Annotated in this window: 11 protein-coding genes and 1 pseudogene; 7 read left to right on the forward strand and 5 right to left on the reverse strand. The window is 37.9% G+C overall.

Annotated elements, in window-relative coordinates:
• From BACFIN_RS22825 to BACFIN_RS01050, 4 genes are all read right to left on the reverse strand, one after another.
• Nucleotides 1-73: DUF3853 family protein (locus tag BACFIN_RS22825; RefSeq protein ID WP_157037699.1), on the reverse strand; the 73-nt coding region annotated here is incomplete at its 3' end.
• Nucleotides 74-294: 221 nt separating this feature from the next.
• Complete coding sequence (locus tag BACFIN_RS01060) at nt 295-1,356, reverse strand: hypothetical protein (protein ID WP_007757985.1); 1,062 nt, start codon at nt 1,354-1,356, stop codon at nt 295-297.
• A gap of 2 nt (nt 1,357-1,358) precedes the next feature.
• Nucleotides 1,359-2,651 (reverse strand): site-specific integrase, encoded by a 1,293-nt coding sequence (locus tag BACFIN_RS01055; protein WP_007757986.1) that lies wholly within the window; start codon nt 2,649-2,651, stop codon nt 1,359-1,361.
• Nucleotides 2,652-3,453: 802 nt separating this feature from the next.
• Nucleotides 3,454-5,028 carry a hypothetical protein gene (locus BACFIN_RS01050; RefSeq protein ID WP_007757990.1) on the reverse strand — a complete coding sequence of 525 codons (1,575 nt, stop codon included), beginning with the start codon at nt 5,026-5,028 and terminating at the stop codon, nt 3,454-3,456.
• Nucleotides 5,029-5,771: 743 nt separating this feature from the next.
• On the opposite strand from BACFIN_RS01050, the gene BACFIN_RS21090 reads away from it, so the two are divergent.
• The 7 genes and pseudogenes from BACFIN_RS21090 to BACFIN_RS01030 all read left to right on the forward strand — a co-directional run bounded on the left by BACFIN_RS21090 (nt 5,772) and on the right by BACFIN_RS01030 (nt 12,247).
• A complete protein-coding gene (locus BACFIN_RS21090) occupies nt 5,772-5,951 on the forward strand; it encodes a hypothetical protein (RefSeq protein ID WP_230325559.1) in 180 nt (59 codons plus the stop codon).
• A gap of 61 nt (nt 5,952-6,012) precedes the next feature.
• The gene (locus tag BACFIN_RS21095; RefSeq protein ID WP_007757993.1) at nt 6,013-6,648 is read left to right on the forward strand and encodes a reverse transcriptase family protein; all 636 of its coding nucleotides are present in this window, start codon (nt 6,013-6,015) and stop codon (nt 6,646-6,648) included.
• Nucleotides 6,649-7,392: 744 nt separating this feature from the next.
• Nucleotides 7,393-7,708: pseudogene (locus BACFIN_RS22140) on the forward strand (Y-family DNA polymerase); the annotation flags it as partial.
• Nucleotides 7,709-7,877: 169 nt separating this feature from the next.
• On the forward strand, nt 7,878-8,222 hold the full coding sequence (locus tag BACFIN_RS01045) for a HigA family addiction module antitoxin (RefSeq protein ID WP_007757997.1): 345 nt from the start codon (nt 7,878-7,880) through the stop codon (nt 8,220-8,222).
• Nucleotides 8,223-8,338: 116 nt separating this feature from the next.
• Nucleotides 8,339-9,430 carry a DNA polymerase IV gene (gene dinB, locus BACFIN_RS01040; RefSeq protein WP_007757999.1) on the forward strand — a complete coding sequence of 364 codons (1,092 nt, stop codon included), beginning with the start codon at nt 8,339-8,341 and terminating at the stop codon, nt 9,428-9,430.
• Nucleotides 9,431-9,561: 131 nt separating this feature from the next.
• The gene (locus BACFIN_RS01035) at nt 9,562-11,496 is read left to right on the forward strand and encodes a heparinase II/III domain-containing protein (RefSeq protein ID WP_032839973.1); all 1,935 of its coding nucleotides are present in this window, start codon (nt 9,562-9,564) and stop codon (nt 11,494-11,496) included.
• A 49-nt stretch (nt 11,497-11,545) separates the two neighbouring features.
• A complete protein-coding gene (locus tag BACFIN_RS01030) occupies nt 11,546-12,247 on the forward strand; it encodes a DUF4627 domain-containing protein (protein WP_007758006.1) in 702 nt (233 codons plus the stop codon).
• A gap of 156 nt (nt 12,248-12,403) precedes the next feature.
• On the opposite strand, the gene BACFIN_RS01025 is transcribed toward BACFIN_RS01030, so the two are convergent.
• The gene (locus tag BACFIN_RS01025) at nt 12,404-13,582 is read right to left on the reverse strand and encodes a C1 family peptidase (RefSeq protein ID WP_007758007.1); all 1,179 of its coding nucleotides are present in this window, start codon (nt 13,580-13,582) and stop codon (nt 12,404-12,406) included.
• Between the last annotated feature and the right edge of the window lie 170 nt (nt 13,583-13,752).

The raw sequence follows: 13,752 nt of genomic DNA on the forward strand, positions 1-13,752 counted from the left end.
TGCTTAAAAAAAGGAACTCTTCGCCTGTCATCTGCCAGACGGGTTTCACTAATAGTTCTTTGAGGTTGTTCATCGTCCGTATGATTACTTGTTTGACAATAGCCCTGCGCACAGGCTGTTTCTTCTGTTCTCGAACGATGCAAAATTAGGTAGGGTTTTGAGTGGTAAGTATGTGGATGATAGATACGGATTGCTTTGTTATATCGCTGAATATCAAGAAATAAAAATACCACTCAAAATATTTTTTGAGTGGTATAAGTGGTCATGTCGTAAAATATATCGGAATATCACGGGTTATCGGAATATTCCGTCCATTTCCTTGGCGAACTTTTGGTTGGGAATACTGGGTAAATCGGAGACGGGTTCCCTGTACTTGGACTTGTAATAGTCTTCATCAATATTTAGGTGTTTCAGGATGGCTTCCTTCCATTTGTCCTTATCCTGCTCTGGCAACTGCTCCTTCATCAGGGAAATCAGATAGCATACCCGCATCTTTTCCCTTGGCTTTATTTTCAGTACGCACTGACAGGGATGCAGATTCATGCAGGCATAGAAATCCGGTGCGGTAATGTCTTCAAACTGTTCCCCTGCACAAACTTCATGAATGATGGAAAGCAGCTTCATGCTGAAATGTTCAGGCAATCCGGCAGTCGTAGCCGTAGCCGATGCGGTTGTAGTTTCAGCTTCCGGCTGGCTGTCTGTACGGCTCTGCCTGTCTGCTTCATTCGGCTTGCTTTCTTCGTCCGGTACATATTTGGTCAGGATGCCCATGAAGTGTACGCTAAGCAGACAGATGTCACCGCAACGGTTTTTCATGTATTGCCGGGCTTCTTTCCGGACAAGTGTTTGCAGGTCATAGAGATGGTCTAGCTGGGCTTTCCCCTTTTCATATTCAGCCTTGCAGCGCTCATATTCTCTTTCCGCCAGCTTTTCTTCTTCGGGTGTATGCTCTCGGTAGCCGATGGAATCATAGCGGTTGTTGGCTTCGTTCATCGGTTTGCGCAGCCTGTTTACCACTTCCATCTCTTCCTTGATGGCTTCCTTATAGCTGTCTGCATATTGGTTACATACACGCATGATTACCTCGTCATTGGGAAGGCGGTAAGCTTCATAAAGCCGTGTGTATTCTTTTACTTCCTTTTTCAGGCTTTTCAGCAGCAGAGTACATGGTTCTGGCGGTGTATGAAGCACCAGTTCAAGGATAGCTTGTTCAAAAGCTGTTATGTCGTTCCATTCCGAGTAGAAATCAACGATGAATTTCTGCTTTTCAAAAGAGAAAGTATGGCTTACAATCCAGTCTTTGCTGATTCTGTTCAGCTCTCCGTATTGGGGTATGAGGGTTGTTATCGTATTCATGTTTATAGGAGATTAAATTTGTTCATTGCCTGAATTTTGATGTCGTCTGCTATGTCAATGTAAGGTTTCATGGCTTTGTAGTCGCTATGCCCTGTCCATTTCATGACCACTTGCACCGGAATGCCCAGAGCCAAAGCATTACAAATAAATGTGCGTCTGCCAGTATGGGTGCTCAACAAGGCATATTTAGGTGTGACTTCGTCTATTCGTTCATTTCCCTTGTAGTAGGTTTCCCGTACAGGTTCGTCTATTTCTGCCAGTTCTCCTAACTCTTTCAAATACTCGTTCATCTTCTGATTACTTACCACTGGCAATGCTTTATTGTTTTGGAAAGGAATATCTTTATACTTTTCAAGAATAGCTTTGCTGTGGTCATTCAGCTCAATAATAAGACTGTCAGCCGTTTTGATGGTGGTAATTTCTATGTGTTCCTCTTTCACGTCGCTGCGTTTCAAGTTATACACATCAGAATGCCGAAGACCTGTGAAGCAACAAAATAATAGAACATCCCTTACTCTTTCAAGGTATTGTTTGGCAGCAGGTATCTGGCAGGCTCTGATTTTGTCCAATTCATTCCGGGTAAGGAATATTACTTTTTTCGGTGCACTTTTCATTTTGGGCATGAATTTGTCATAAGCGGTGTTTTGATGATACCCTTTTCGGTTAGCCCAACGTAAAAACCATTTCAAGAACTTGATTTGCTTGGCTATGGAAGTGTTGCGCATATCTTTATCACTGCGTAAGTAATCTATATACTCATTGAAGTGTCTTTCCGTCCAGCTCTCAAATGTCGTGTTCGGATCAAAAGTTGCGATGTGCTTTTTTACTGTTGCAAACTTCTTTAGAGTAGAGGATGACCAGTCATTTTGTTTGCTGCATTCGGCAACAAACTCATCAAAGATTTTCATGAAGTCTAATTTCACTTCCTCTTTCTCATGATGGCTCTCTTCCTTTTCTCCTTTCATCTTTAGATTGAAAGCCTCTTTGATTTGTGCAGGGGTGGGCATTATGTCTTGTACTTCGAACTCCTTGAACACATTCTGTATCTCGGTGTATTGACGCAGTAGTTCGGTGTTGATTTCTGATGCGCTTTGTTTCAGCTTATTGGTACAGCCGTTTCTTACCCGTTGCTTGTCTGCATCCCACTTCTCCATATCAATCCGATAGCCTGTTGTAAACTCAATCCGTTGGCTTGCAAAAACGACACGCATACGGATGGGTACATTTTGAGTGATAGGAATGCCATCTTTTTTGCGGCTTTCCAGTGCGAAGATGATATTTCTCTTGATGTTCATAAACTGGGTGTATTTGAAAGTTACACCCAAAAGTACACCCAATAATTGAGATATGCAATGATATTAAGAGATATTTAGATAGATGATAGCTAAATATAACTATTTAATAATCTGATGTTTGATAGATTATGATATTTTGTGAAAAGGTTCGAGAGACTCCCTCCAGGTCCACTTTAAAAGTAAACAAAAGTTTTGTTGGTTAAAGCTTTTGTTTACTTTTATTTTTTTTCTTTTATGTCCAGTTTTGTAGAAGTAGGTTATCTTGAAAGGTGATCAAATCATGAAGATTTGAATTATTAAATCTAAAATACAAGAAACGGTATAAATATAAATTTGATTAGATTTATACCGTCATTGTTTCTAAGAGAAAGCCTTAGGGGACTTTTTTAGTGTCTTCATCATTTTGATGTACTCTCATACATATTTATTACAATATTCAATGGGGGGTGCTTACTTTTCCTTGATTTCTTTCATCGTATGATATCATACTCTCTTTTCCTTGTCTTATCTGAAAAGCCAATTCGAAAAAGGAACTGGTAGGCGATGTCGGTTTTATCACATAATTTCCTATATTTAGAGGGAGCTTAAACTCTTTTTTCCCTTCGGATGGAGTACTCCAGATAGGAGTATTCATACTTTGCATTGAATAAATATTGATTATGAGTTCCTGTGGTGGATTCTTAAATGTAATAGTCAATGATCCTTCCATTAAAATTTCATCTTGGTCATTACAACTAGGTACTAGACATGAGATGAAGATTGATAAAATAAAAAAAAATATGTATTTCATAAGGCTTAATTTTTATAAGTTCTTTGGAAAAGAGAGCTGGAATGTTTTTATTATAGTAGAAGTTGCACCTCCATCCAATGGTTTTATTTCCACTGTAAAACGGACTCCTAATTTTAAATCTTCAGGAAAGTCATGACGGTTTGAGTAAGCAGGAACATCTCCTATATCCCAAGTAAAGCTAGAAGGTTGTAGCCAAACATTCTTTTTACCATATTCGTCCTTATAACTAGCAACAAGTTCTTGTTTTTTGATTGTAACTGTAGCTATTTTCGAGACTTCAGGATTTATTCTAAGATAATTAGAAAAATCAACCTCTTCTGGAAATTTACAATAGCCTTCCAGAAGATAAAGAATTCGCCCATCAATATCCTCCATTGTACTAGGAAACTCTTGATAGGTATATGGGACAGCTGGTTGTCCTTCGAAATTCAACACACCTAGTGACTTGTTGTATAATGGTATATAACCTATAGCATTCGGTGGTATATTTGTTCCTGGACACCAAAAAGATACTGGAGTTGAAGGGAATGCACCTCCTTCGGTACCACGTCCTTGGAGCTCTATCTGAGTGTTGAATGTAAAACAAACAGGAATGGGACCACTTGTACTACTACCACCAACAATAGCTGATAATAAATTAGCACCCATTTTTGCTAAGTTTCCAGTAGCCCCTGACAAAGCATTGCTTATGCCAGATGACAAATTTTTAAATATATCCTTTGGAAGACCTAATTTGTTTTCGCCAGTAGTTGAATTTAATGTGTTTTTTGAAATTGTATTCAGACCTATTCCTGCTAAAGCGCCTGTTGCAGCGGTTTTTCCAACTCCCATTAATGCTGAAAAAATATTGCTTTTTGAAGAAGAACCTATAACACCATTTAATTCTCCTACAGATGTTCCTCCTAAACTAATGTTTTGCACATTATAATAATTAAGAGTCCAATTAAGTTGAATGCTACTATATGGGATATCACTTATATGTGCATCATATGCTAATTCATATTGCAACATATACCATCTATTAGAAGCCAGTGGAAATGAACCATCAGGGGGAGTTGGTTGCATTTGACAATATTGCATTTTATTGTTTGTTGTATCAATAAAATCTTCACCTAAAAAGTTAAGTAAGGATATTTCTCTGTCTGAGATAATAGAAATTCCATCTTGAATATAAGATGAAGAAGCTACAAATGAGGTTGTTGTATAGAAAAAAATACGCATAATGCCTCTATACTTATTATAAAGGATAAAATACGGGTTTACAAGTGACGATTCTTCAATATTGAAACTATTATATAACAATTCCCATCCATCAATTTTCTTACGGTCATTAACAATCTCTATACCAAATGTAGAAGCAATACTTCCTTGACCAATCCAAGGTGAAGGAATTTTAGCTTGTTGAGGAGGAGTAGGCATCCAATCTGCATTTTCCCAATCAAATTCATAAACAGGAACAGCACGCCTAGAAACAATAGACTCAAAAATAGGAAGTGTTCTTTTATTGGTAAAGTCTTCCATGTCTTTCTCGTCATAACAACCAGTAAATAACAATAATGATAATAGAATAGAATGATAATTTTTCATAAGGCATTTGTTTATTTGTGATACAATAGTTATGTTTAAATGCATTCAATTCATAAGTAGTTTTTTATTATTTATCCATTAGCTCATTTTTTAATTATTTGTATTTATTTTATTTAAAATATTTTCAAATATACACACTTTTTTGGGATTATCAAGAAAATGATGGCGTTTTTTCTTTGAAAAAGAGGAAAATTAAAAATAGATTGAAAAAATATTATGTTTTGTATGAGACTTATAATTAAATTGCTTAGAAATACACTGTAAAATGGATACCATTCTTATATATTTGCTTTACGCTCGATTCGCCACCTCAAATTGAAAGATGTAGTTCAAGTTTTCTTTAAAAACAAAAGATTGTTTTAGAACGCATTTTTTTAATAAAATACAATTTGTCTTTTTAGAAGATACTAAATACTTTTCGTATTTTTGCATTGTATTAGTTCTTTGATAGACTGAAGAAGGCTTTGATAACTAAGATTATGTTAAAAACTAAAGCGAGTAATCGCACCAGTAATTGGTAAATTGGAGAAGGCATAGGTTTGAAGAATGGTAATCATAAACAGGCTGTTTGGTCTATTTCGTGTTTGCATATTGTTCTTACTTATACATATCCTATATTATAGTGTATTTTTTATAGCACGTGAAAATAGAGAGTACAATAGAAAGCAATGTCTAAGCATATTTTAGTTAGGTCATATTGATTTTAGCACGTGGCAATATTGCCCGAACTAAAAAATTATGTTATGACAAAGAAAAAGAAGAAGCTTTTAAAGAGAGGGATGAAGGCAAAAAGAACTTCCCTCCATTGTTCTCCAATGATTGTAACAAAGGAGAGAAGGATTAGGAAATGGACAAAATGGATTAAAGCCATTGTCGAGTTTGCAAAAGCATTGATTCAATTATCAAGTGCAATAAAGTTTTGATAGAATGGTGTAAATCTTTACTTGAATTGTTATAATCAGCTCTCTAATCTCTTTTTTACTGATGATAACGAACGAAAAGCATTTACTATACATATTAAGTGTTAACAAGGAGCAACTAAATTATTTGCTAACACATCTTGAAGATTACTATTGCTCTTTTGAAAAAGTAAAAATCAATAAATTCACAGGTAAACCAAAGAAGAATAGTAATGGCAAAATTGTCACAAGACAAATCAACTTATCTAAAGGAAAACTAAAAGAGGTTCAAGCACGTCTATTTAATTTTATGGTTAAGCAAGTTGAAATACCTCAATACGTTTATGGTGGCGTTAAAGGGAAAAACAATGTATGTAACGCTCGTTTTCATAAAGGGAATAAATACATATTTACAACTGATTTGAAATCATTCTTTTCTACAATCTCTCACAAACAGGTTTTTCAAATGTTTCTTCGAGAAGGTTGTGCGCCTACCATAGCAAGAATATTGACCAAACTGACTACTCGTAAACATCAAGTTCCGCAAGGTATTCCAACATCAACACTAATAGCTAATTTAGTGTTTAAACCCTTTGGCTTGGAAATTAATCAGTTGGCAAAGGAACATCATATTAAATTTTCAATGTTTGTTGATGATATCACTTTGTCGTCTAAATCAGATTTCAAAGATTTAATACCCCAATTTCTTTCTATCTATTAAAAAGTCTGGATTCAAAATAAGTCATAAAAAGATACATTATCAAACAAAAAATCCAATAGTGACAGGTGTTATATGCCAAAACAATAGACTTCTTGCACCTTTAGGTTATAAGAAGAAAGTGGTAATATTATCAAAAAGACTTCAAACGAATGAATCTATTAAGAATAAGTTACAGGGTATAAAAGCATATCTTTCAATCATCGAAACTTCAAATCAACTATCATAGCCACGCATCTTTCATTTCCCCTATAAACTTTGTCCATTTTCATAATAAGAGTTACGAAAAAAACTCTGAAAAAGAACCCGCAAGCTATCTTTTCAGAGTTCTTCATATAAAGTCTATGGCAGACAGGTGTTTCTTTTAAATATTGTTGATATCTAACTGAAAATGAGAAAATTTTGTTACTACGGAGTTTAGTGTGTTATCGTATATAGTTACCTTTTTTGTAATCAAGTTACTGAAAGAATCGGAGGGTTTGATAAAGTGTTTTTCATAAAACATTTTTTCGTTTTAACTTTTTAAGTGTATTTACTGTAATATCAATATTGAATAATTTTCTTTCTGTACATTCTATTTTTTTCATGTAGTAACCAAACTCTTGGTTTTTTATTTTGTATATTTCGTTAAGAATATTAATATTATCAATGAATGTCTACTACTAGCTCTCTTTACATTCGGGAATTTGTAGTAATATTAGTTCTGTTAATGTCTTCCAATGATTAATAGAAAGATTATATATTAACATGGATGCTTTTTACATCTCAGTAGAACAGTGTGATAATCCGGAACTTTGTGGCACCTTTGGTGGTAGGTCACGCATAGGAAAAGGGAGTTGTGGCCGCTGCTAGCTATGAAGCCCGATGTTACGGTATCCGTTCATAAGTATCGGATATCATCGAACTTTTTTCTTTGGATGAAGCTTTCTTAGATGTGACGGAGAATAAGAAAGGCATTTCATTGGCAGTGGACATAGCCAAAGAAATAAAGTAAAAGATTCGTGAACACCTCAATCTTGTTGTGTCTGCTGGAGTATCTTATAATAAGTTCCTAGCTAAAATAAACCTTTCCATCTGTCAATTATTACTATAAAGGAGTCATTTCCAATATAAGTTTTCTAAATATTTTGCTTTTAAATGAGAAGCAAATCAACTTTTTTGTTGATAATGGAAAAACAAATACTATTTTTGTAACATAAACGAGGAACGAAATATGAATAAATAATTGCGTTATGATTGAAGTAAAAGGAATAGATCCTAAAATGATTGCAAACAACATCGACCCTTATGAGCCGACTCATCCTGGAGAACTGATCAAAGATGAAATCGAGTTTCGTGGTATATCACAAAAGAAACTTGCTGATAGAATGGGGGCGTCATATACTGTTGTAAATGATATTATTAACTGTAAACGTGCTGTAAACCCTCAATATGCTCTTTTGTTTGAAGCTGCATTGGGTATTCCTGCGCATATTCTTACAGGTTTGCAGGCTGATTTTGATATGCTTAATGCTAAGCGTAACCAGGCTTTCGCCAAACGTCTCGAAAACATTCGGAAGGTTGCCGCATTGCTATAATTTTGTGTTGAACAGTATTGGGTAATAACCTTTTTATGCGTTCTATTCTTTCTTTTGTTATTTTTCCATGCAGCACTAATCTTTTTGTAGTAACTTCGCTCTGCTAATGTCTTCCAATGACTCATAGAAAGATTCTACATATCGACATGGATGCTTTTTACGCCTCAGTAGAACAGCGTGATAATCCTGAACTTCGTGGCAAGCCTTTGGCGGTAGGTCATGCAGAGGAGAGGGGAGTTGTGGCTGCTGCCAGCTATGAAGCCCGGCGTTATGGTGTCCGTTCGGCGATGTCCTCCCAAAAGGCGAAACGTCTTTGCCCGCAGTTGATCTTTGTGCATGGGCGGATGGATGTCTATAAAGCAGTTTCCCGGCAGATACATGAAATCTTCCATGAGTATACGGATATTATTGAACCTCTTTCTTTAGATGAGGCTTTTCTGGATGTGACGGAGAATAAGAAAGGCATTTCATTGGCAGTGGACATAGCCAAAGAAATAAAGCAAAAGATTCGTGAACAGCTCAATCTCGTTGCATCTGCCGGAGTTTCTTATAATAAATTTCTGGCTAAAATAGCTTCAGACTATCGCAAACCGGACGGATTATGTACCATTCATCCGGAACAAGCGCTTGATTTTATCGCTCGTCTCCCTATCGAATCATTTTGGGGAGTAGGTCCTGTGACCGCCAAGAAAATGCATCTACTCGGCATTCGTAACGGACTCCAACTACGGAAATGCTCTTTGGAAATGCTGACAGCGCATTTTGGAAAGGTAGGAGCTCTTTATTACGAATGTGCACGGGGGATTGATGAACGTCCGGTGGAGGCTGTCCGTATTCGTAAATCTATCGGGTGCGAACGTACATTGGAGCGGGATATTTCTACCCGTTCATCGGTGATTATCGAACTATACCATGTGGCAGTGGAGCTCGTCGAACGACTCAACCATAAGGATTTCAAAGGAAACACCCTAACGCTGAAAATCAAGTTTCATGATTTTAGTCAGATAACCCGAAGTCTTACCCAGCCGCAAGAATTAACAACCCTGGACCGTATACTTCCGCTTACAAAAGAATTGCTTAAAAGTGTGGAATATGAACAGCACCCGATTCGCCTTATCGGACTATCCGTCTCTAATCCGAAGGAGGAAGCCGATGAACAACACGGCGTTTGGGAACAGTTGAGTTTTGAATTTAGTGATTGGGATTGAACTTAAAATAAGGCAATGACGAGTACGATTTTGGAGGTATGTACTTTTTTGCCATTAGGTTCGTATGATTTACTCACCTTATTTCATAAGATATATACTATCTTTGCCTTACTTAAATGAACAAAAATACCATGAATCGAATGAAACATTTGCTTTGTGTTCTTTTAGTAGCCGCTTTAGGAAGTTTCACTTTCAAAGCCAATGCTTACACCGAACGCAATATGCTGCAAAAAGCGGCAGACGAATCTACATTGAAAAATGTGTTAGTGATGAAACAAGCGTGGGTGCCTTATCCTGCTTATACGGATCGTGCCGCTTGGGATTCGCTGATGGGTCCCAACAAACAACGTCTTATCGAAGCCGGTGAAAAACTTCTCAACTACAAATGGCAACTGATTCCTGCCACCGCTTATTTGGAATACGAGCGTAGCGGCAACCGAAAAGTGATGGAGGTTCCTTACGATGATAATCGTAGAGCACTTAATACCCTGATGCTTGCCGAACTGGCGGAGGGAAAGGGACGCTTTATTGACCAACTGCTCAATGGAGCTTATATGAGCTGCGAAATGAATTCATGGGTTTTATCCGCACACTTGCCCCGTCAGAGCAGTAAACGTTCGCTTCCCGATTTCCGTGAACAGATTATTGATTTGGGCTCAGGGGGGTATGGAGCCTTGATGGCGTGGGTACACTATTTTTTCCGTAAGCCATTCGATAAGATCAATCCTGTAGTATCCCTACAAATGCGTAAAGCAATCAAAGAACGTATTCTCGATCCTTATATGAATGATGATGAAATGTGGTGGATGGCTTTCAACTGGCAACCGGGAGAAATTATCAATAACTGGAATCCTTGGTGTAATTCCAATGCTTTGCAATGTTTCTTCCTGATGGAAAATAATAAGGACAAGCTGGCCAAAGCCGTTTATCGTTCTATGAAGTCTGTGGATAAATTCATTAATTTCGTAAAGTCCGATGGCGCTTGTGAAGAAGGAACCTCTTATTGGGGACATGCTGCCGGAAAACTCTATGATTATCTCCAAATTCTTTCCGATGGTACAGGAGGCAAGATATCCTTGTTTAATGAACCGATGATTCGCCGGATGGGTGAATATATGTCCCGTTCCTACGTAGGCAATGGCTGGGTAGTGAACTTCGCCGATGCTTCGGCACAGGGTGGGGGTGACCCTCTGTTGATTTACCGTTTCGGTAAAGCGGTCAGCAGTGATGAAATGATGCATTTTGCAGCTTACTTGCTGAATGGCAGAAAGCCGTATGCTACTATGGGCAATGACGCTTTCCGTTCCCTTCAATCCCTGCTTTGCTGTAATGACCTGGAAAAAGCGACCCCGAAACACGATATGCCGGATGTTACCTGGTATCCCGAAACTGAATTCTGCTACATGAAAAATAAGAATGGTATGCTGCTCGCTGCCAAAGGCGGATTCAATAATGAAAGCCATAACCATAATGATGTAGGAACGTTCTCTTTGTATGTAAACACGATTCCTGTATTTATTGATGCCGGAGTCGGTACCTATACCAAGCAGACGTTCGGAAAAGACCGTTATACTATCTGGACCATGCAAAGCAATTATCATAACTTACCGATGATAAACGGAGTTCCGCAAAAATTCGGTCAACAATATAAAGCGACCAATACTGTTTGCAATGAAAAGAAGCGTATTTTTTCTGCAGATATTGCCACAGCTTATCCGGCAGAAGCAAAAGTAAAGAGTTGGATTCGTTCGTATGCATTGGACGACCGTAAACTGATGATTACGGACAACTATACATTGAATGAGGCACTGGCTCCCAATCAACTTAATTTCCTGACTTGGGGAAAGGTTAGCTTTCCTTCTCCCGGCAAAGTGCGTGTTGAAGTGAAAGGACAGAAAGTAGAGTTGGATTATCCGTCTCAGTTTAAAGCAGAACTGGAAACTATTAAATTGGATGATCCCCGCCTTTCTAATGTTTGGGGCAAGGAGATTTATCGCATCACACTGAAGACAGAAGAAAAGAAAGCGACTGGGAATTATAAGTTTGTCATTCAACAAGTGAAGTAAAATAAGAACTTAGAATTATAAAGGTATTAAACAATTAAATCACAGTAAGATGAAAAAAGTAGTATTTGCCGGCCTTTTGGCTATTGCAGGAGTAAGCGTAAGCGCTCAGAATCTGATTAAAAACGAGAAATTCGCAACAGAAGTAACGAACAAGGTGACCAATCCGAATAAGGCGACAGCCGGTGAATGGTTCATCATGAATAATGAAGCTGACGGTGCAACTACCATTGCTTGGGAACAGACGGGTGATGCCAAATATCCTAATGCCATGAAGATAGACAACTCCGGAGCTGCAAAGAACATTTCCTGGTACAAGGCTTTCTTGGGACAGCGTGTTACAGACGGGTTGCAGAAAGGTATCTATGTCCTTACTTTTTATGCGAAAGCAAAAGAAGCCGGTACTCCGGTAAGTGTATATATCAAGCAGACGAATGAAGAAAAGAATGATAATGGCAAGTACAATACCACCTTCTTTATGCGTCGTGATTATGATGCTGATTCTCAACCGAATGCTTCGGGAGCACAGTACAACTTCAAAATTAAGGATGCAGACAAATGGACGAAAGTGGTAGTTTATTACGACATGGGACAAGTTGTGAACGCTATCAGCAGTAAGAAAGCAAATGCTGATTTGGAAGTATCTGATACGGATGATGACGCTGCTATCTTGAAAGACTGCTATGTAGCTATTCTTGCTCAGAATAAAGGTGGCGTTGTAGAAATCAGTGATGTCACATTAAGAAAGAAATAAGAGGAAAAAGTGGTTAAAGCGTAGATTAACGCAAATTATCACAGATTATTTCAAGGACATTTACTGAATATCCCTAAAAAAGCAACTAATTCGCAATGAAGTAGTTGCTTTTTTTATTTCAGGATATCCTTATCTCAATTATAGGACTTATATCTTTTAGTTGATTCCGAGTTTCTTTCTCAATTCTTTCGGCAGGGAGTCTTTGTGTACCATGACGCAGATTGTTTTAGCGCGTACATAGCTTTCGGACATATTAAGATATCCCCCGAATTTATTACCGTCCGCTCCCCAAGAGTTTTTAGTTATATAGTATTTAGTGCCGTTTTGGTCTTTGGCAATACCGGTAATGTGCATTAAATGGTCATCTGTCGTTACAAATTTCTCGTAGCCTTCTTGGCGGATTTCCGGTGTTACCTTGATTTCCGGATAAGGATGTTCAAACTTAAAAACTTCATCCAGACGTTGATATTTAGGCATCTCTTCAAAACGGGCACGGTCGGTAGTGGAGTAGTCTTTTATATCTTCCACTTGCGGATTGATGGCAATTCCGTTCTTAAAAGAGAAACCTTGTTCGCTGACGTCCCCATCCCAACATACGGTATACCCCTTGTTTAATGCATAGTCGATGGCTTCTATCAATTCATCCAGAGGGAGGTTATACATTGGCTGGTTTTCCCAATTATCGGGTACTTCCGGTGAGAAAGTTTCATAATAAGGTTTGTGGGTAAAACTGGTCAACTCGATATAATTATCCATGTTCAGTCCCAGACTTTCAGTGAAAGACTGCGGTGTATATTCTTTTCCTTTATAAGTGAACTTCTCTGGTAGTTTGCCCAGATACGTATCGAATAGATTATCAATAAGTGAATAATACTGTGGGGTACGTTTCTTGGAAGCGATATTGGCATCGACCAAAGCTTTGAAGTAGCGGCATAATGCTCCGTGATTATGATCCGTATTACCATTGATCAGACCGGAATAGGCTTCTTCCGGTACGATCCCCACCTGTTTATAGGCATTTTTGAAAGTATGTGCCAGACTTCCTTCTCCAATGTTTCCTTTGCCCCGGCGAAGGTAGTTGTCTTCCATTTGGTTCATGTATTTTTGGCGGACAATAAACATTTCCGAGAGGTCGTATTCCCCCTTTCCCATACGAAGTAATTCGGATTCCATGAAAGAAGCGGTGGCAAAGCACCAGCAGGTTCCGGTGGAAGCCTGGTCCTTGACGGGAGTCGCTTTGTGCGATACAATGGTTGTGAATTCATAACCGGGTGTTTGCGCAAAGGTGGTTGCGGCTAATAAAAGTACTGCAACCGACATCAATAGTTTTTTCATAATCTATGTGTTTTATTATTTATTGAGTACAAATGTATAAAAAAAGCGAGGATACTCGAAAGTTCCTCGCTTTTTTCAATATAATTAGGGATATTCAGTAAATGTTCCTCTTTCTAAAAAATCAAGAGAAAAGCTCACGTAAAGCAAAGCTTTTCTCTTGATTTTTTCGT

It is taken from the genome of Bacteroides finegoldii DSM 17565, from assembly GCF_000156195.1.
Lineage (GTDB): Bacteria > Bacteroidota > Bacteroidia > Bacteroidales > Bacteroidaceae > Bacteroides > Bacteroides finegoldii.